Genomic DNA, 17,490 nt, shown 5'->3' on the forward strand with positions numbered 1-17,490 from the left:
CCATGCTCTCCTTAGTAGCCGCCCTTACCATAGGGCTGGGGCAGACCTGCGACCTTGGCGGCCTGCTTGGCCGGGCCGGTGGGGAACAGATCATACAGCGCCTTGCTGTCGGCTTCCGGCCAGAATTCGTTCACGCCCTTGAGCATGTTGCGGAAGTTCGGGGTGTGTCCCTCTTCGCGATATTGCTCGCGCATGTAGTTGATGATCTCCCAGTGTTTCGGGGTCAGCTCGATGCCTTCGGCAGCGGCGATCACGCCTACCACTTCCTCGCTGTAATCCGGCTCCAGCAGGAAGCCGTCGTCATCGGTTGCAAGTTCGTTACCAGCTACTTCGTATCCCATCTTCAAGCTCCTTATATTTTAAGAAACAACCACTACAAAACATGTCCGCGAAAACTGCCAACCATCATGCATGGCTTGGCCCGATTCGCGGACGCCCGAATCTTTGCTTCACTCCAGACCGGAGATGACCTTGTACGGCACGAAGATGCCGCACCCCAGATTGCGTGCCGTTCCCATGCCGGCATACTGGACACGCAAGGAATCTTCCGGCTTCAGATCGTGCATCACCAGACTGAAGCCGCTGATGGCTTGCCGGTCGGTATTCAAGCTGTGGTATCTGCCGCAGATCAGCTTGCAGCTGACTTCCAATGCAGCCAGCGCGGCATCTACCATCACCATGAACTCGGCTTCGTCGCTGGGCCCGACCACCAGATGTGCATGCAGGGTGGAGTAGGGCTGGATCTCGCGCGTCTTGCCCTGGCCCAGGCGCAGCGTGCCGGTGCCGATCTGGAGTTCCTGTCCGGACAGAGTCTGCGCCGCGTTCAGCATGGCCAGCGGCAGGCGCAGTGCCAGCTTGGCCCGTTTGGGCAGCAGCAGTTCGCCGTTGTTGTTCGGGCCGCGCAAGGGGATGACGCCCACTTCTACACTTTCGGACAGTGCGGGAGCGATGCGCAGCAAGGCTTCCCAAAGCTTATGGGGATAGTCGGCGGGGATGCTTACGCCGTGCAGGTCGAAGCTGAGCTCGATCGCGCTCATGCCTGTTGCTGGGCGTTGGCCCAGTCCTGCATGACGGTCGCCCATTTGGCTGCCGTGGCAGGGTCGATGTCGAATATGGTGAAACGCTTGCCTTCACGGATGCGGACGCGCAGCATGTTCAAGCCGCCTTCGTCATGATCGACATGCTGTAGTTCGATCTGCTGTTTGCCGATCGGCGCGGTGAACTGTTCGAGTACAGTGATATGTGCCATGGCTTTCCTGTGTGGGTTTCCCGCGCTCCTTAATTAGGTGAAGCGGGCGATGGGGCGAGTCTAGCCGCAATGCCCCCTGCAATGGAATACTACCGGGGAAGGTAAAAGCACCCCCCATTAGAGTTACCTAACATACCCGCTCAGGGTGATGGTTTGAAGGGGGGCACCCTCGTAATATGCTCAACCATTAGAAACCGGGACGAAGAGCCCGGACATGATCAACCAACCCTGCCGAGCACTGCATAAGCCAGAGGCACAGCAAATCGAAAGGAAAGACATTATGGCCAAGAAGATGCATGACACGCCCAACCTGGATCAACTGGAGTCCGGCCCTTGGCCCAGTTTCGTTACTGGCCTGAAACACCTGGCTCAGGACAAGGATTATGTGGTTGACCTGCTGGGTCAACTGGAAGAATCCTACAAGACCAAGAAGGGTTACTGGAAGGGCGGCACGGTTGGCGTGTTCGGCTACGGTGGCGGTGTGATCCCGCGTTTCACCGAGCTGAAGAACGCAGACGGTTCCCCTAAGTTCCCTGACGCAGCCGAGTTCCACACCCTGCGCATCATGCCTCCTCCGGGCATGCACTACGATACCGACACCCTGCGCAAGTTCTGCGACATCTGGGAAGAGCATGGTTCCGGTCTGATCGCTTTCCACGGCCAGTCCGGCGACATCATGTTCCAGGGCGCGACCACAGAGAACGTGCAAAAGTCCTTCGACGAGTTCAATGAGATGGGCTTCGACCTCGGCGGCGCCGGCCCTGCCGTGCGCACCTCCATGTCTTGTGTGGGTGCTGCCCGTTGCGAGCAGTCCTGCTACAACGAAGCACAGGCGCACCGCGCCGTGCTGAACACCTTCCTTGACGACATCCATCGTCCTTCTCTGCCATACAAGTTCAAATTCAAGTTCTCGGGTTGCCCGAACGACTGTATGAACTCCGTGCAGCGCGCCGACATGGCCGTGATCGGCACTTGGCGCGACAACATCCGCACCGACGAAGGTCTGGCCAAGACTTGGTTCGCCAAGCACGGCATGGATGAGCTGGTGAACGATGTCGTGGCACGTTGCCCGACCAAGGCCTTCCAGGTCAAGGAACTGTCCAAGATCAAGGCCGGTGAGCACACCTCCACTGTGGCGGTGAACGACACCCACGGCATCGAGATCAGCAACCAGGACTGCGTACGCTGCATGCACTGTATCAACGTCATGACCGGCGCTTTGGCACCGGGCAAGGACAAGGGCGCAACCGTGCTGGTCGGCGGCAAGAGCCACCTGAAGATCGGCGGCCTGATGGGTACCGTGGTGCTGCCGTTCATCAAGCTGGAAACCGAAGAAGAAGTGGAGAAGCTGGTCGATTTCGCACAGCGCACCATCGACTTCTTTGCCGAGAACGCACTGGAGCACGAGCGCACCGGCGAGATGATCGAGCGTATCGGTTTGACCAACTTCCTCGATGCTCTGGAAGTCGATGTTGATGCATCCATGATCAATTCGCCGCGCATGAACCCCTACGTCCGTACCGACGGTTGGGACGACGAAGTCGCCAAGATCAACGCCAAGAAGCAAGCAGCCTGAGGAGATAGAAGATGAATCAAGCCGTCCAAGCCGCACCCGCAGCAAAGCGCAAGCCGAAGGAGACCGGTGTTCCGGAGAACACCAAGTATCTGCACCCGACGCTGCTGAAGAACTATGGCAACTGGCGTTATCACGACCGTCCACGTCCGGGCGTGCTGCATCACGTGGCACACAGCGGCGACGAAGTATGGTCCGTGCGCGCCGGTACACAGCGTCAGATGGACGTCTATACCATCCGCAAACTGTGTGACATCGCCGACAACTTCGCCGAAGGCCGCGTGCGCTTCACCATCCGCTCCAACATCGAATATATCGTGTCGGACGAGAAGAAGGTTGCACCGCTGATCGCCGAACTGGAGAAGAACGGCTTCCCGGTCGGTGGTACCGGTAACTCGGTCACCATGATCGCCCACACCCAGGGTTGGCTGCATTGCGACATCCCCGGCACCGACGCTTCCGGCGTGGTGAAGGCGCTGATGGACGATCTGTATGAAGAGTTCCGTCGCGAAGAGATGCCTAACCGCGTGCACTTGTCCACGTCCTGCTGCGAGATCAACTGCGGCGGTCAGGCCGACCTGGCCATCATCGTGCAGCACACCAAGCCGCCGGTCATCAACCATGATCTGGTCGCCAACGTGTGCGAACGTCCGACTGTGGTGGCACGTTGCCCGGTTGCGGCGATCCGCCCGGCCATGGTCAACGGCAAGCCTTCGCTGGAGATCGACGAGGCCAAGTGTATGTGCTGCGGTGCTTGCTATCCCCCGTGCCCGCCGATGCAGATCAATGATCCGGAATTCTCCAAGCTGGCCATCTGGGTCGGCGGCAAGAACTCCAACGCGCGCGGCAAGCCCACCTTCATGAAGATGGTCGCTGCCGGTCTGCCCAACAATCCGCCGCGCTGGCCCGAAGTCGGTGCTGTGGTGAAGAACATCCTCACCGTGTACAAGGAAGATGCGCGTCCCTGGGAGCGTATCGCCGACTGGATCGACCGTATCGGCTGGCCGCGTTTCTTCGAGAAGACCGGTCTGCCGTTCACCAAGTACCTGATCGACGACTGGCGCGGTTCGCGTTACAACCTGAACGCTTCGGCACATATCCGTTTCTGAGCGAGGTGACTGAATGAAGTTCGGGATCGTAGTCAACGAAGGGCCGTACCAGCATCAGGCGAGCGATTCTGCTTACCTGTTCGCCAAAGCGGCCATCGCAGCAGGGCATGAAGTGTGGCGTGTGTTCTTCTATCACGACGGCGTGAACAACGCCTCGCGTCTGACCGAGCCGCCGCAGGACGACCGCAATATCGTCAACCGCTGGACCAAACTGGCGGAAGACCACAAGGTCGACTTGGTGGTGTGTGTGGCGGCGGCATTGCGTCGCGGCATCAAGGAAGAGAACCTGGCGCAGGGCTTCCGCATCTCGGGTCTGGGGCAACTGGTCGAGTCCGGCATCAAGTGCGACCGTCTGGTCACCTTCGGCGATTGAGGAGAACGATATGAGTGACAACAAGAAATTCATGTTCGTGAACCGCAAGGCGCCTTACGGCACGATCTACGCGCTGGAATCGCTGGAAGTGGTGCTGATCACCGCCGCCTTCGACCAGGATGTCTCGCTGGCTTTCCTCGACGACGGTGTCTACCAGTTGAAGAAGGGCATGCAGACCAAGGGCATCGAGACCAAGAACTTCTCGCCCACCTACCGTGCGCTGGAAGACTACGACGTCGAGAAGCTGTATGTCGAAAAGGAAGCGATGGAAGCACGCGGATTGAACGAAGACGACTTCATCGTCGGCGTCACCGTGCTGAGCCGTGCCGAGATGGGCAAACTGATGGACGAGCAAGACGTCGTCCTGAGTTTCTAAGGGGGAGAACATGTTACATATCGTGAACAAATCCCCGTTGACCAGCGGCACGCTGGAAAGCTGCCTGAACACCATGGTCGACGGCGGCGATGTCCTGCTGATCGAAGACGCGGTGTATGCCGCGACTGCCGGCAGTGCCTTTGAATCCAAGCTGAGCGCGGCCATGGGCCGTTGCAAGGTGCATGTGCTGATGCCCGACCTTGAAGCGCGCGGTCTGGGCGATCGCCTGCTCGCGGGCGTATCACCGGTCGACTATGCGGGATTCGTCGCATTGACGGTCAGTAACAAGAATTGCCAATCCTGGCTGTAACAAATCGCGTTGCGATACGGTTCGTTGCCTCCCTGCAAGGGGAAGCGCGGAATGAGGGAAGAGTAGTCAGCAGCAACCATTATTCATAGAAGGAGATACAACATGGCTAGCATCGAAGTCGGCGGCAAGAGCTACGAAACAGACGAAGAAGGATATCTGGTCAATCTGGGTGAATGGAATGCGGAAGTCGCAGACTACATCGCCAAGACCGAGAGCATCGAGATGACCGATCAGCACTGGGAAGTGATCAACTTCCTGCGCGAGTATTTCGACGAGTATCAAATCGCACCTGCAGTGCGCGTGCTGACCAAGGCAATCGGCAAGAAGCTGGGCGCCGAGAAGGGCAACAGCGAGTACCTGTACGGTCTGTTCCCGTACGGTCCAGGCAAGCAGGCATGCAAGATCGCCGGTCTGCCAAAGCCTACCGGTTGCGTTTGATCTGAATCCGGCAGGGTGACCACACGATGAGCGTTCTCTTCGCAATCCTGTTCTATCTCGCGACGTTGCTGTTCGTCGTGGGGTTGCTCTCCCGTATCAGTCTCTATGCGCGCACGCCCGCGCCGCTGAAGATACCAACCACTCCTGCGCCGACCACCAAGACCGGTGTGGTATTCCGCTTGACGCGCGAAGTGGTGTTTTTCGAAAGTCTGTTCAAAGCCAATCTGTGGACTTGGGCCATGGGATGGTTGTTCCACGCCAGCCTGTTGCTGGTCACCTTGCGCCATCTGCGCTATTTCACCGATCCCGTCTGGGGTTGGGTCGCATTCATCCAGCCGTTCGGCATCTATGCAGGCATCACCATGCTGCTGGGCCTGTGCGGGCTGTGGGTACGCCGTCTGTTCGTCGAGCGCATCCGTTATATCTCCACGCCGTCCGACCATCTGTGGCTGGTGTTGCTGATCGTCATCGCGGTCTCCGGCCTGCTGATGCAATTCGTCTCGCACACCGACGTGGTCGGCGTGAAGACCTATTTCCTCGGGCTGCTGAGTTTCGATATCGGCACCCTGCCGGCGGACGGTCTGCTGCTGTTGCATCTGTTCCTCGTTTTCGCACTCCTGGCGCTCTTCCCTCTAAGCAAGCTGTTACATGCACCAGGAGTCTTTTTTTCGCCCACCCGCAATCAGACCGACAATCCGCGCGAGCATCGTCATCTGAGTGCCTGGGCCGGCAAGTTGGAATCGGAGAAATAAGATGGCTGACATCACCGCACCAGCCTATCGCACCATACCCATCATTCCCGCGCTGAAGCCGGGCGCGATGGAAGGCAAGGGTCCATTCATCGCCAACGACAAGCACCAGGAAGCGCTGGGATTCCCCGGTCAACTGGTGGACGACTGGCACGACAAGGCCATCGCCAAGATGGGTGATCTGCTGGGCAAGTTCCGCTCGCTGCGCGTGTACATGGACGCCTGTGTGCATTGCGGCGCATGTTCCGACAAGTGCCATTACTTCATCGGCACGCAGGACCCGAAGAACATGCCGGTCGCGCGTCAGGACCTGATGCGCAGCATCTACCGTCGTTACTTCACTTTTGCCGGAAAGTATTTTCCGTGGCTGGTTGGTGCACGTGACCTGACCCGTGAAGTGCTTGATGAGTGGTACAACTACTATCACCAGTGTTCCGAATGCCGCCGCTGCTCGGTGTTCTGCCCATACGGTATCGACACTGCCGAGATCACCATGGCCGCACGCGAGGTCCTTGCTTCGGTTGGCTTGGGTCAGAAGTATTCCAACGAGATCATCGCCAAAGTACACAAGATCGGTAACAACCTCGGTCTGCCTGAGCCTGCTTTGGTCGACACGCTGGAAGGTCTGGAAGAGGACGTCAAGGAAGATACCGGTCTGGATATCAAATTCCCGGTGGACGTGAAGGGCGCGGAAGTGCTGCTGATCACGCCGTCCGCCGACTTCTTCGCCGAGCCGCACATCGACGGCCTGATCGGCTACGCCAAGGTGTTCCATGCATCAGGCACCAGCTGGACACTGTCCTCGATGGCTTCCGAGGGCGCCAACTTCGGCATGTTCATCGGTAACTACGAGCAGTTGCGCAAGATCGCGCTGCGCATCCGCGAGGCCGCGCTGGAACTGGGCGTGAAACGTATCGTGGTGGGCGAGTGCGGCCATGCCTGGCGCGTCGCGTACAGTTTCTGGAATACGCTGAGCGGCGTGGGCGACGGTGCGGACGAGACCGACCGCTTCGCACAGATGCTGCAGAAACAGCTCGATCACCGTTACAAGCAGCCTACCCATATCTGCGAGTTCACCTGGGATCTGATCCAGCGCGACGCGCTGAAGTTCGACAAGTCCAAGAACGACCAATTCGTCATCACCATGCACGACTCGTGCAACGTGGCACGCGGTTCGCGCATGGGCGACCTGCCGGGCGGACAGTTCGAGATCCCGCGCAACATCATCAAAGCGGTGGCCAACAACTTCGTGGAGATGGATCCGAACACCACCCATGAACGTACCTTCTGCTGCGGTGGCGGTGGCGGTCTGCTGACCGACGACCTGATGGAACTGCGCGTGAAGGGGGCCTTGCCGCGCATGGAAGTGTTGAATCAGGCAGTGGAAGAACACGGTGTGAATTACATGGCGGCCATCTGTGCCATCTGCAAGACACAATTTTCAAAGATCATGCCCGTCTACGGTTTCGACCGCAGGATGGTGGGCGGTGTACACCAGTTGGTCAGTAACGCGATCATCTTGGGCGATAAGTAACTTCAATCTGGAGGCATAGCGATGTCGGCAACAATTGATACCCCACAAGTTCTGAACTTCCGTCGTTACAAAGACGGCGACAACAAAGTGAAGCGTTGGAACCAGCAGATCTTTCAGGCCAGCCATTCCTACAAGTGCCCGACCTATATCCAATCTACGCCGCCGTGTCAGGGCAGCTGCCCGGCAGGTGAGGACATCCGTGGTTACCTGGGCATCGTGCGCGGCACCGAGAAAGTGCCGAACGGCGCCGACGGCAAGCCCGTCATGCCTTGGCAGGAATATGCATGGCGTCGCCTGACTGAGGCCAACCCGTTCCCGTCGGTGATGGGGCGTGTCTGCCCGGCACCTTGCGAATCCGGTTGCAACCGCAACGAAGTGGAAGACCACGTCGGCATCAACTCGGTGGAGCACTTCCTCGGCGAATACGCCATCGCGAACAAGCTGAAGTTCAACAAGCCGGACGTCGCTTCCAGCGGCAAGAAAGTCGCCGTATTGGGCGGCGGCCCTGCTGGTCTGTCGGTCGCCTATCAGCTCACGCTGAAGGGCCATGCAGTCACCATCTTCGACGACCACGAGTTCCTCGGCGGCATGATGCGTTACGGCATCCCAGGTTTCCGTACCCCGCGCGACGTGCTGGACGCAGAGATCCAGCGCATCATCGACCTGGGTGTGAAGACCCGCATGAAATGCCACGTCGGCAAGGACATCACACTGGAGCAGATCCGCAAGGAGTTCGATGCAGTGTTCCTGGGGATGGGCGCACAAGCCGGTCGTGCTTTGCCTATCGCAGATTCCGATGCACCGAACGTGGTCACGGCGACCGCCTTCCTGAAGGCGTTCAACGACGGCCGTCTGCAGCACGTCGGCAAGCGCGTGGTGGTGGTCGGCGGTGGTGACACCTCCATCGACGTGGCGACCGTCGCCCGTCGTCTGGGTCACATCAGCCAGGCTAACCCGACCGACACCGAGCTGGCCATCACCGGTCAGCTGGCACACGACGTCGCCGAGATCTCCGCCAAGGAAGGCGCGATGGTCACGCTGACCTCCGTGTTCCCCATCGACAAGATGCAGGCCAACAAACACGAGATCGAGCAGGCGCTGGCTGAAGGCATCGCCATCAAGGGCGGTCTGGTGCCTATCGGTGTCGTGCGCGATGCGAACGGTCGTGCCACCGCGCTGCGCGTGATGCAGTGCGAGGCCAAGTTCGTCGGCGGCAAGCTGGAGATCAAAAATGTTGAAGGCAGCGAGCAGGACCTCGAAGCCGACCTGATCGTGTCCGCCATCGGACAGGCGGTGGACTTCACCGGTCTGGAAGAATTCAACAACGGCAAGGGCGCGGTCTCCACCGACCGTAACTATGTGGTCAACGGCAAGCCTGGCGTGTTCGCAGGCGGTGACGTGATCCGTCCGCACCTGTTGACCACGGCCATCGGCCACGGCTCCATCGCTGCCGACGGCATCCACAACTTCCTGCTGGGCATCGATCTGGAGAAGCGTCCCAAGATCGACGCGCACCAGTTCGACCTGATGCGCAAGATGGCGGAGAAGGGGCTTGAGATCAAGGAAGCGACCGAGCCACTGCGTGGCACCTGCGACACCAACGTCGCCGTGCACAACTTCGACAACCGTTCGGACCGTTACATCATTCCGCATGACAAACTGTTCCTCGGTCACTTCGGTTTCACACCGCGCAAGCAGCGCCACATCATCACGCTGGACGAGCAGACAGCGCTGGGTAACTTCGAAGAGCGTCTGAACCCGCTGGCTGAAACAGATGCCGTGGCTGAAGCCAAGCGCTGCATGAGTTGCGGTATGTGCTTCGAGTGCGACAACTGTGTGGTGTATTGCCCGCAGACCGCGGTCTACCGCGTCAAGAAGAGCGAATCGACGCTGGGCCGCTACGTCGCGACCGACTACGACAAGTGCATCGGCTGTCACATCTGTGCCGACGTGTGTCCGACCGGTTACATCCAGATGGGCTTGGGTGAGTGATGAAGCTGCTTGTATCCCTGTTGCTGACTTTGTGTGTCTCACTGGCCTGGGCCGGTGAGGCGGCATCGCCCAAGCTGGATATCGGCAAGGGTGGACAGTGCGTGGAAGATACGCAGTGGATGCGCAAGAACCACATGCACCTGCTCAAGCACGGGCGCGACGATGCTTTGCGTCTTGGCATCCGTGACGAGAAGCACAGTCTGAAGACCTGCATCGAGTGTCATGCCAGCACCAAGGATGACAGCGTGACCGCGCGTGCCGACAGCTTCTGCGTCGGTTGTCACAAGTATGAAGCGGTCAAGCTGGATTGCTTCGAGTGTCATTCCGGCACACGCAAGAGTGCGTGGTTGCAACAGAGGAACGCCAAATGAGCGACATGGATATGGATCGTCGTAACTTCCTCAAGACCTCGGTCGGCGCGGCGGCTGTCGCGATCGCGCCGGGCATGCTGTTGTACTCGGTCGCGCAGGCCAAGAGCGAGGGTGCCAGCAGCAAGGTCCGCTGGGGCATGCTGATCGACACCAATCAGTGCAAACCCGGCTGCAACGATTGCGTCACCGCTTGCAACCGCGAGAACGGGTTGTCCGGCGAGACCAAGTCCACCGACTCGCAATGGATACGCAAGATCGACATCAAGGACATCAGCACGGGACGCGAGATCTCGCTGCCGATGATGTGCCAGCACTGCGAGAATCCACCCTGTGTGGACGTGTGCCCGACCAACGCTTCCATGAAGCGCGCCGACGGCATCGTGCTTGTGGACAAACACCGCTGCATCGGCTGCCGTTATTGCATGATGGCCTGTCCGTACAAGGCGCGTTCCTTCGTGCACGAAGCGTTGACCGACCAGAATCCGGATGTGCCGCGCGGCAAGGGCACCGTCGAGAGTTGCACGCTATGTGTGCACCGTATCGATGTGGGTGGCAAGCCGGCCTGCTCGGAAGCCTGCCCGAACAAGGCGATCGTGTTCGGCGATCTGAACGATGAGAACAGTGAGATCGCCCAAAAGGTGCGCAGCGTGGCATCGGTGCAGGTGCGTGCCGATCTGCGTCTGAACCCCGGCGTCCGTTACCAGGGAATTTGACCATGTCTTCTACACCCACCCTAGAATCCCTGCACTTCAAGAACCGCCTGTACTGGCTGTTGCTCGCCATCGGCGGTCTGGTCGTCGCGGCTGGCATGTATGCCGTGCATCTGATGGAGCATCACGGCCACATCATCACCGGCATGAACAACCAGATCGTATGGGGCATGCCGCATGTGTTCGCCATCTTCCTGATTGTGGCCGCTTCCGGCGTGCTGAACGTCGCATCCATCGGCTCCGTGTTCGGTAAAGCCATCTATAAAGCGCGCGCGCCACTGGCCAGCCTGCTGTCCATCGCCATGCTGGTGGGTGGCCTGACCGTGCTGATGCTGGACCTCGGTCGTCCCGACCGCATCATCGTCGCCGCAACCAATTACAACCTGACCTCTGTGTTCGCTTGGAACGTGCTGCTGTATTCCGGCATGGTGGGTCTGGTGGTGGTCTATCTGTGGACCATGATGGAACGCCGCATGAATCCGTACAACAAGGCTGCGGGTATCGGTGTGTTCGTGTGGCGCTTTGTGCTGACCACCGGCACCGGCCTGATCTTCGCCTTCCTGACCGCGCGCCAGGCCTATGGTTCTGCGCTGCTGCCACCGATGTTCATCGTGTTGTCGTTCGCATGGGGCATGGCGGTGTTCCATCTGGTGCAGACCAGCATCTACATGTGGAATGAGAAGGTCATCGATTCCGCCATCCTGCAGCGCAAGAAACATCTGCTCGGTGTGTTCGTGCTCGGTTCGCTGTACATGGTCGCCACCTACCACCTGACCAACGCCTATTTCTCGCAACAACAGGGATTCGAGCGCTTCATCCTGATGGACGGCGGTATCTATCCGTCGCTGTTCTGGTGGGGTTACGTGTTGCTCGGCAACATCGTGCCACTGGCCTTGCTGTACACACCGGGTATCCGGCGTGACCGCTGGGCGGCGCTGGCGGCCTTGCTGATCATCCTTGGCGGGTTCGCGCTGCTGTACGTGTTCATCATCGGAGGACAAGCCTGGCCGCTCAACCTGTTCCCCGGTTATGAAGTGACCAGCACCTTCGCCGACGGACAGATCGCCGCCTACAGTCCCTCCATCTACGAGATGCTGCTCGGTCTCGGTGGTTTGGCTATCGCCTTCCTCATCACCACCGTCAGCGTACGTGTGCTGAACTTCATGCCGCAGGACAAGCCGTACATCGCGGACTGATCCTGCAGGAAAGGCTGCCATGAACCGTATGCTGATCTCGGCAGCACACAAATCCTCCGGCAAGACTATGGTCAGTATTGGCCTGTGCGCGGCGCTCGCCGCGCGCGGCCATGCCGTGCAGCCGTTCAAGAAAGGGCCGGACTATATCGACCCGATGTGGCTGGGCCAGGCCGCCGGTCATTCTTGCCGCAACCTCGATCTGTACCTGATGGAGAACGACGATGTGGTCGCCACCTTCGCGCGCCATGCGTCCGAGGTGAATCTGGTCGAAGGCAACAAGGGTCTTTACGACGGTCTGGCGCTGGACGGCAGCAACAGCAATGCCGCGCTGGCCAAGTTGCTTGATCTACCGGTGATACTGGTGATTGACGCGCGCGGCATGACGCGCGGTATCGCACCGCTGATCCTCGGTTATCAGGCGTTCGACAAGGACATCAACATCGCCGGTGTCATCCTCAACAATCTGGGCGGCAAGCGTCACGAATCCAAGCTGCGCGAGGTCATCGAGCATTACACCGACGTGCCTGTGATCGGTGCCATCCAGCATGATGAACGCCTGTCCATCGTCGAGCGTCATCTGGGCCTGATGCCCAGCAACGAATCGCATGTGGCCAATGCCAAGATCAAACAGATCGGCGAAGCCATCGCCGAGCAGGTCGATCTGGACAAGTTGCTGGCGTTGACCAAAAAAGAGCCGTTACCCGTTCCGCACAAGGCGCTGGTGAGTGCCTTGCCCTGCGGCGACAAGGTGCGCATAGCCATCGCGCGCGACCGCGCCTTCGGTTTCTACTACGCCGACGACCTCGATGCGCTGGCTGCGGCGGGTGCCGAGTTGGTGCCGTTCGATGCATTGCGCGACGCACATCTGCCCGAGGTGGACGGCTTGTATATCGGCGGCGGATTCCCCGAGACCTGCGCCGCCGAACTGGAAGCGAACACGGCTCTGCGCGGCGAGATCCGGCAGGCCATCGCCGGCGGTATGCCGGCTTATGCCGAGTGCGGCGGGCTGATGTACCTGTCGCGCAGCATCGCCTACGAAGGCCGCAGTTTCGACATGGTCGGCGCCATCCCCGGTGACGTGAAGATGCATGCCAAGCCCATCGGTCGCGGCTATGTGCATCTGCAGGAAGACGCGGAACATCCCTGGCCGCGCCCTGATGCACCGGCCAAACAGATCAAGGCACACGAGTTTCACTATTCGAGTCTGGAGAACCTTCCGCCCGACAGTCGCTTCGCTTACCATGTGGCGCGAGGTTACGGCATCAACGGGGAGCGCGACGGCATCATCGTCAACAACCTGCTGGCCTCCTACACGCATCTGCGCACCATCGGCAGCTGCTACTGGGCCACCCGCTTCGTCGGTTTCATCCGGCGCTGCAAGGGGCAGGCGCTCGAATCAACATCAATGAAAGAGAACGCACTATGAACGCAAGCCTGTATCAGGCCGCTATCGCGGCATTCGACAAAGCCAATTCCGAGGACCCCAATCTGGAAGTGTTCGAGGGCAAGACTTATCCCAAGGAACTGTTGTATGCGCAGCGTATGACCGATATGCAGGAACGTTTCGCGCCCGATACATCGGAAGCCGTGAAACTGGCCTGCCGCGCGCAGCACATCCAGCGCTGGAAGAGCCCGCGCAGCGACTACCCGATGGACAAGAAGGGTTACATGCTGTGGCGCACCAACCTGTACAAGTTCCACGCCGAGACCGCAGGTAGTCTGATGAAGGAAGTCGGCTACGACGACGAGATGATCGCGCGCGTGAAGACCATCGTCGGCAAGAAGGACCTGAAGAGCAATCCCGAGACGCAGTTGATGGAAGACGTGGTCGACCTGTGCTTCATCGAACACTACATGCTGCACTTCGCCGAGATGAAGCCGGACTACGACGAAGCCAAGTGGATACTCATCATCAAGAAGACCTGGGACAAGATGTCCGACAGCGCGCATGAGTTCGCTCTGGCCGGCAAGATCAAACTTCCCGAGGCTCTGGTGCCGCTGATCCTGAAGGCGATCCAGTAAATGGATTACCTGCCCGTATTCCAGAAGATCGATGGTCGCCTGTGTCTGGTGGTCGGCGGTGGTGTGGTCGGCGCACGCAAGGCGGGTGTGCTGCTCGAAGCCGGTGCCAAGGTGCGCGTGGTGGCGCCCGAGATCGATGAAGAGTTGAAGGCGCAAGCAAATGTCGAGGCGATTCTCGCCCGTTTTGAGCCACAGCACTTGGATGGTGTCGCGTTGATCATCGCCGCCACCAATGACCGTGTCGTGAACAAGCAGGTGTCCGAGCTGGCGCAAGCGCGCAACATCCCGGTCAACGTGGTGGACGATCCCGAGCTGTGCAGCTTCATCATGCCGGCCATAATGGACCGTTCGCCGCTGATGGTGGCGTTCTCCAGCGGCGGTGCATCGCCGGTGCTGACGCGCATGATGCGCGGCAAACTGGAGACCGTCATCCCGCAGAACTACAGCAATCTGGCCGGTTTCGCCGAACGCTTCCGTGAAGAAGTGAAACAGCGCGTGACCAACCCGGCCAAGCGACGCATCTTCTGGGAGAACGTGTTCGACGGCGTGGTCGCGGAGAAGGTGCTGACCGGCGACGAGGCGAGCGCCGAGGCCATGCTGCAGCAGATGCTGGCCGACGAGGACAACATCGTGCGCGGCGAGGTGTATCTGGTCGGTGCGGGCCCCGGCGATCCCGATCTGCTCACATTCCGCGCACTGCGTCTGATGCAGAAGGCCGATGTGGTGGTGTACGACGCGCTGGTGTCCAAGCCCATCGTGGACATGACGCGCCGCGATGCTGATCGAATCTATGTTGGCAAACGCCGTGCCGACCATGCTTTGCCGCAGGAAGAGATCAACCTGCTGCTGGTGCGCCTGGCCAAGGAAGGCAAGCGCGTGCTGCGCCTCAAGGGCGGCGACCCGTTCATCTTCGGTCGCGGCGGCGAGGAGATCGAGACGCTGGCGGCGGAAGGTATCCCGTTCCAGGTCGTGCCCGGCATCACGGCGGCGGCAGGCGTCGCGTCCTACGCGGGCATCCCGCTGACCCATAGAGACCATGCCCAATCCTGCCTGTTCGTCACTGGCCACCTGAAGGACGGTTCGATGAACCTGGACTGGGAGCAACTGGCCCGTCCGCGCCAGACCGTGGTGGTGTACATGGGCTTGCACGGTTTGGTCGAGCTATGCAGCAAGCTGATCGAACATGGAATGCCGGACATGACACCCATCGCCATCGTGCAGCACGGCACGCAGCCCACGCAGCGCGTTTTCACCGGCACGCTGGCGACGCTGCCCGGCATAGCCGAGCGCGAGAAGCCCCAAGCGCCAACCCTCATCATCGTCGGCGGGGTGGTCACCCTGCGCGAGAAACTGGCATGGTTCCATCCGCAACAGAACTAGATTCGCTTCGCAGTCCAATATAAAAACAGGGAGATTGAAGATGAAGCAAGTGATGAGCAGGGTATTGATGTCAATGGCGTTGCTGTGTATCGCAGTCGGCGCACAGGCTAAAGATGCGATCCTCAAACCGTTCGTGCTGGCTTCCACCAGTGCCGGAACGGTCGCCGAGAGATCCGTGCAAGTGAAGAGCGCGCTGACCGCCGCAGGTTTCACCGTGGTCGGCGAATACGCACCGTTCCCGACTGCCAACATCATCATCGTCACCAACGACGCACTGAAGCAGAACGCCGCCGCATCCGAGCATGGCGGCTACGGCGCGGTGCAGCGCGTGTCGCTCACTGCCGCAGGCGACCAAGTGCAGGTCAGCTATACCAATCCTGTGTACATGTCCTATGTGTACCGCATGAAGGGCGATCTGGCCGATGTGTCCGCTGCGCTGGAGAAGGCACTGGGCCGTGTGGAGGAATACGGCGCCAAGGGACTGACCGAGAAACAGGCGCGCAAATATCACTACATGTTCGGCATGGAATATTTCGACGAACCGAGCAAACTGGAGTCCTACGGCAGCTACGAAGAAGCCGTGCAGGCGGTGGATGCTAAGCTGTCCGCCAACAAGAACGGCGTGAGCAAGGTCTACCGCGTGGACGTGCCGGGCAAACAGGAGACGGTGTTCGGCGTGGCGCTGAAGAGCGACGACAAGTACAAGGACGACACCTTCATCATGTCCGAGATCGATTTCCACGATGTGAAATCGACTGCACATCTGCCCTATGAAGTGCTGGTCTCCGGCAAGAACGTCTATGCGCTGTATGCACGCTTCCGCATCGCCATCAATTTCCCCGACTTGTCCATGATGGGCAAGAACAGCTTCATGAACATCATGCAGTCGCCCGAGGCGATCCGTGCTGCGCTGGAAGGGGCTGTAAAGAAATAAGCAGGAGATGAACCATGACTGAACTGATGACTGCAGCCTATGCGGGTGACCTGGAGCAAGTGAAGCAACTGCTGGCGGCGGGTGCGGACGTGAATGCGACCGACGAAGCGGGCTGGACCGCGCTGATGAAGGCCTGTTACAACGCCGAGCAGAAGCGTGGTTTCGCCGACGTGGTGCAGGCGCTGATCGATGCCGGGGCGAACATCGAGGCACCCATCGGTTACGGTGTGCGGCCGCTGATGCTGGCGGCCGGCTATGGCGAGACCGCTGTGGTCGACGCATTGCTCAAGGCCGGAGCCGACGTGCTGGCCAAGAACGAGGGCGGTTTCACCGCACTGATGATGGTGAAGCAGAAGTTCTACGTGGACGTCATCAATTTGTTGCACGAGGCCGAGCAGTTGGCTGGTCTGGGCGAGAACAGTTGTGCCAGCAAGAACGCCCCCGGCAGCAATGTCGTCACCTTTATGAAACGCCCAGAATAAGCGAGGACGCCATGCCCTATTACATCTACCGCATCACCGAGCGCCCCATCCGCATTCTGGAGAAGCTGGAACAGCACGAGGTCTACAAGGAAGCTTCCGCGCGCGCCAAGGAACTGCGCAAGGCGGAAGTGTGGGGCGAGAATGGCAGCATCAAGATGATCCACGCCGAGAACGAACTGCAAGCCGAAGACCTGTTGAACGAGGTGCGCGAACCAGCACCGCAACTCGGCGACGACTGACGCCATGGACGAGGCGGCCTTCCGGCAGACTCTGGAAGCGACGCATCCCCTGTTGTGTCCGTTCAGCAAGGCCTTGTTCTCGGGCTGTGTCGCGTGTACGCAGGCCGGGCGCATGAATCTGGCGGAACGCGAATTGATCGTCTGTCGTGAAGCAGTCTTGCAACAGCGCTGTGCCCGCATGCACGACGCCTTGCGTCACAACTTCGGTTTCGCCATCCATATCCTGCACGACGAAGCACCCATACCGCATGGTCAGGAGATGCGTATCCAGTGCGGCGGCTTGCGCGGGTTGCAGGACGTGTTGCGCGGTGATGCCGAGGTGGCGGATGTGGACGAACTGATGCGTGCGGCATTGCAAAGCTGGCCCGAAGACGGCGATATCCCGTTCTCGGCAGTGGTGCATGCCGCGCGTCTGCATTACAAGGGAAGGCACGGCTGATCCGGCAACACATC

General features: G+C 59.7%; 22 protein-coding genes. 19 read left to right on the top strand and 3 right to left on the bottom strand.

What is annotated here, in order from left to right; all coding sequences use genetic code 11:
• Positions 1 to 11 precede the first annotated feature (11 nt).
• The 3 genes from ACYCZ5_RS09215 to ACYCZ5_RS09225 form a co-directional block, all read right to left on the bottom strand.
• On the bottom strand, positions 12 to 341 hold the full coding sequence (locus tag ACYCZ5_RS09215) for a TusE/DsrC/DsvC family sulfur relay protein (protein ID WP_461544508.1): 330 nt from the start codon (positions 339 to 341) through the stop codon (positions 12 to 14).
• Between the two features lie 108 nt (positions 342 to 449).
• Entirely contained in the window at positions 450 to 1,037 is a 588-nt protein-coding gene (gene cas6, locus ACYCZ5_RS09220; RefSeq protein WP_461544509.1) for a type I-MYXAN CRISPR-associated protein Cas6/Cmx6, read from the bottom strand.
• Positions 1,034 to 1,249 carry a DUF6967 family protein gene (locus ACYCZ5_RS09225; protein WP_461544510.1) on the bottom strand — a complete coding sequence of 72 codons (216 nt, stop codon included), beginning with the start codon at positions 1,247 to 1,249 and terminating at the stop codon, positions 1,034 to 1,036. Before ACYCZ5_RS09225 ends, cas6 begins: the two co-directional genes overlap by 4 nt.
• Positions 1,250 to 1,529: 280 nt before the next feature.
• Here ACYCZ5_RS09225 and dsrA point away from each other — a divergent pair, with 280 nt between their 5' ends.
• From dsrA to ACYCZ5_RS09320, 19 genes are all read left to right on the top strand, one after another.
• Positions 1,530 to 2,825, top strand: a complete 1,296-nt coding sequence (dsrA, locus tag ACYCZ5_RS09230) for a dissimilatory-type sulfite reductase subunit alpha (protein WP_461544511.1) — start codon at positions 1,530 to 1,532, stop codon at positions 2,823 to 2,825.
• 11 nt (positions 2,826 to 2,836) lie between these two features.
• Complete coding sequence (gene dsrB, locus ACYCZ5_RS09235; RefSeq protein WP_461544512.1) at positions 2,837 to 3,931, top strand: dissimilatory-type sulfite reductase subunit beta; 1,095 nt, start codon at positions 2,837 to 2,839, stop codon at positions 3,929 to 3,931.
• A 13-nt stretch (positions 3,932 to 3,944) separates the two neighbouring features.
• Positions 3,945 to 4,304, top strand: a complete 360-nt coding sequence (gene tusD / locus ACYCZ5_RS09240; protein ID WP_461544513.1) for a sulfurtransferase complex subunit TusD — start codon at positions 3,945 to 3,947, stop codon at positions 4,302 to 4,304.
• A gap of 10 nt (positions 4,305 to 4,314) precedes the next feature.
• On the top strand, positions 4,315 to 4,680 hold the full coding sequence (gene tusC, locus ACYCZ5_RS09245; protein WP_461544514.1) for a sulfurtransferase complex subunit TusC: 366 nt from the start codon (positions 4,315 to 4,317) through the stop codon (positions 4,678 to 4,680).
• A 10-nt stretch (positions 4,681 to 4,690) separates the two neighbouring features.
• Positions 4,691 to 4,990 carry a sulfurtransferase complex subunit TusB gene (gene tusB / locus ACYCZ5_RS09250; RefSeq protein ID WP_461544515.1) on the top strand — a complete coding sequence of 100 codons (300 nt, stop codon included), beginning with the start codon at positions 4,691 to 4,693 and terminating at the stop codon, positions 4,988 to 4,990.
• Between the two features lie 102 nt (positions 4,991 to 5,092).
• Positions 5,093 to 5,428, top strand: coding sequence for a TusE/DsrC/DsvC family sulfur relay protein (locus ACYCZ5_RS09255; RefSeq protein ID WP_461544516.1), 336 nt, complete (start codon positions 5,093 to 5,095; stop codon positions 5,426 to 5,428).
• Positions 5,429 to 5,454: 26 nt separating this feature from the next.
• Entirely contained in the window at positions 5,455 to 6,180 is a 726-nt protein-coding gene (locus ACYCZ5_RS09260) for a respiratory nitrate reductase subunit gamma (protein WP_461544517.1), read from the top strand.
• Between the two features lies 1 nt (position 6,181).
• Positions 6,182 to 7,711 (top strand): sulfate reduction electron transfer complex DsrMKJOP subunit DsrK, encoded by a 1,530-nt coding sequence (gene dsrK, locus ACYCZ5_RS09265; RefSeq protein WP_461544518.1) that lies wholly within the window; start codon positions 6,182 to 6,184, stop codon positions 7,709 to 7,711.
• Between the two features lie 21 nt (positions 7,712 to 7,732).
• Positions 7,733 to 9,703 carry an NAD(P)-binding protein gene (locus ACYCZ5_RS09270; RefSeq protein WP_461544519.1) on the top strand — a complete coding sequence of 657 codons (1,971 nt, stop codon included), beginning with the start codon at positions 7,733 to 7,735 and terminating at the stop codon, positions 9,701 to 9,703.
• Positions 9,703 to 10,074, top strand: a complete 372-nt coding sequence (locus tag ACYCZ5_RS09275) for a hypothetical protein (protein ID WP_461544520.1) — start codon at positions 9,703 to 9,705, stop codon at positions 10,072 to 10,074. Before ACYCZ5_RS09270 ends, ACYCZ5_RS09275 begins: the two co-directional genes overlap by 1 nt.
• The gene (gene dsrO / locus ACYCZ5_RS09280) at positions 10,071 to 10,787 is read left to right on the top strand and encodes a sulfate reduction electron transfer complex DsrMKJOP subunit DsrO (RefSeq protein WP_461544521.1); all 717 of its coding nucleotides are present in this window, start codon (positions 10,071 to 10,073) and stop codon (positions 10,785 to 10,787) included. The genes ACYCZ5_RS09275 and dsrO overlap by 4 nt, the downstream gene beginning before the upstream one ends.
• Positions 10,788 to 10,789: 2 nt before the next feature.
• Entirely contained in the window at positions 10,790 to 11,980 is a 1,191-nt protein-coding gene (nrfD, locus tag ACYCZ5_RS09285) for an NrfD/PsrC family molybdoenzyme membrane anchor subunit (RefSeq protein ID WP_461544522.1), read from the top strand.
• A 19-nt stretch (positions 11,981 to 11,999) separates the two neighbouring features.
• The gene (locus ACYCZ5_RS09290) at positions 12,000 to 13,406 is read left to right on the top strand and encodes a cobyrinate a,c-diamide synthase (RefSeq protein ID WP_461544523.1); all 1,407 of its coding nucleotides are present in this window, start codon (positions 12,000 to 12,002) and stop codon (positions 13,404 to 13,406) included.
• Positions 13,403 to 14,002: a DUF4202 domain-containing protein gene (locus ACYCZ5_RS09295; RefSeq protein ID WP_461544524.1), complete on the top strand. Its 600-nt coding sequence runs from the start codon at positions 13,403 to 13,405 to the stop codon at positions 14,000 to 14,002. The genes ACYCZ5_RS09290 and ACYCZ5_RS09295 overlap by 4 nt, the downstream gene beginning before the upstream one ends.
• Positions 14,003 to 15,382, top strand: a complete 1,380-nt coding sequence (cysG, locus tag ACYCZ5_RS09300; RefSeq protein ID WP_461544525.1) for a siroheme synthase CysG — start codon at positions 14,003 to 14,005, stop codon at positions 15,380 to 15,382.
• Between the two features lie 40 nt (positions 15,383 to 15,422).
• Positions 15,423 to 16,316, top strand: a complete 894-nt coding sequence (locus ACYCZ5_RS09305) for a hypothetical protein (RefSeq protein ID WP_461544526.1) — start codon at positions 15,423 to 15,425, stop codon at positions 16,314 to 16,316.
• A 14-nt stretch (positions 16,317 to 16,330) separates the two neighbouring features.
• On the top strand, positions 16,331 to 16,798 hold the full coding sequence (locus ACYCZ5_RS09310; protein ID WP_461544527.1) for an ankyrin repeat domain-containing protein: 468 nt from the start codon (positions 16,331 to 16,333) through the stop codon (positions 16,796 to 16,798).
• An 11-nt stretch (positions 16,799 to 16,809) separates the two neighbouring features.
• Complete coding sequence (locus ACYCZ5_RS09315) at positions 16,810 to 17,037, top strand: hypothetical protein (protein ID WP_461544528.1); 228 nt, start codon at positions 16,810 to 16,812, stop codon at positions 17,035 to 17,037.
• Positions 17,038 to 17,041: 4 nt separating this feature from the next.
• Entirely contained in the window at positions 17,042 to 17,476 is a 435-nt protein-coding gene (locus ACYCZ5_RS09320; protein WP_461544529.1) for a hypothetical protein, read from the top strand.
• Positions 17,477 to 17,490: the final 14 nt, after the last annotated feature.

It is taken from the genome of Sideroxydans sp. (genome assembly GCF_054604835.1).

Coding starts and splice junctions, on each gene's coding strand:
- ACYCZ5_RS09255 (WP_461544516.1), top strand. CDS start 5,093: ATGGCTAGCATCGAAGTCGGCGGCAAGAGCTACGAAACAGACGAAGAA.
- ACYCZ5_RS09320 (WP_461544529.1), top strand. CDS start 17,042: ATGGACGAGGCGGCCTTCCGGCAGACTCTGGAAGCGACGCATCCCCTG.
- ACYCZ5_RS09305 (WP_461544526.1), top strand. CDS start 15,423: ATGAAGCAAGTGATGAGCAGGGTATTGATGTCAATGGCGTTGCTGTGT.
- ACYCZ5_RS09295 (WP_461544524.1), top strand. CDS start 13,403: ATGAACGCAAGCCTGTATCAGGCCGCTATCGCGGCATTCGACAAAGCC.
- ACYCZ5_RS09260 (WP_461544517.1), top strand. CDS start 5,455: ATGAGCGTTCTCTTCGCAATCCTGTTCTATCTCGCGACGTTGCTGTTC.
- tusB (WP_461544515.1), top strand. CDS start 4,691: ATGTTACATATCGTGAACAAATCCCCGTTGACCAGCGGCACGCTGGAA.
- tusC (WP_461544514.1), top strand. CDS start 4,315: ATGAGTGACAACAAGAAATTCATGTTCGTGAACCGCAAGGCGCCTTAC.
- ACYCZ5_RS09225 (WP_461544510.1), bottom strand. CDS start 1,249: ATGGCACATATCACTGTACTCGAACAGTTCACCGCGCCGATCGGCAAA.
- dsrO (WP_461544521.1), top strand. CDS start 10,071: ATGAGCGACATGGATATGGATCGTCGTAACTTCCTCAAGACCTCGGTC.
- ACYCZ5_RS09270 (WP_461544519.1), top strand. CDS start 7,733: ATGTCGGCAACAATTGATACCCCACAAGTTCTGAACTTCCGTCGTTAC.
- ACYCZ5_RS09290 (WP_461544523.1), top strand. CDS start 12,000: ATGAACCGTATGCTGATCTCGGCAGCACACAAATCCTCCGGCAAGACT.
- dsrA (WP_461544511.1), top strand. CDS start 1,530: ATGGCCAAGAAGATGCATGACACGCCCAACCTGGATCAACTGGAGTCC.
- nrfD (WP_461544522.1), top strand. CDS start 10,790: ATGTCTTCTACACCCACCCTAGAATCCCTGCACTTCAAGAACCGCCTG.
- dsrB (WP_461544512.1), top strand. CDS start 2,837: ATGAATCAAGCCGTCCAAGCCGCACCCGCAGCAAAGCGCAAGCCGAAG.
- ACYCZ5_RS09310 (WP_461544527.1), top strand. CDS start 16,331: ATGACTGAACTGATGACTGCAGCCTATGCGGGTGACCTGGAGCAAGTG.
- ACYCZ5_RS09215 (WP_461544508.1), bottom strand. CDS start 341: ATGGGATACGAAGTAGCTGGTAACGAACTTGCAACCGATGACGACGGC.
- tusD (WP_461544513.1), top strand. CDS start 3,945: ATGAAGTTCGGGATCGTAGTCAACGAAGGGCCGTACCAGCATCAGGCG.
- ACYCZ5_RS09275 (WP_461544520.1), top strand. CDS start 9,703: ATGAAGCTGCTTGTATCCCTGTTGCTGACTTTGTGTGTCTCACTGGCC.
- ACYCZ5_RS09315 (WP_461544528.1), top strand. CDS start 16,810: ATGCCCTATTACATCTACCGCATCACCGAGCGCCCCATCCGCATTCTG.
- dsrK (WP_461544518.1), top strand. CDS start 6,182: ATGGCTGACATCACCGCACCAGCCTATCGCACCATACCCATCATTCCC.
- cysG (WP_461544525.1), top strand. CDS start 14,003: ATGGATTACCTGCCCGTATTCCAGAAGATCGATGGTCGCCTGTGTCTG.
- cas6 (WP_461544509.1), bottom strand. CDS start 1,037: ATGAGCGCGATCGAGCTCAGCTTCGACCTGCACGGCGTAAGCATCCCC.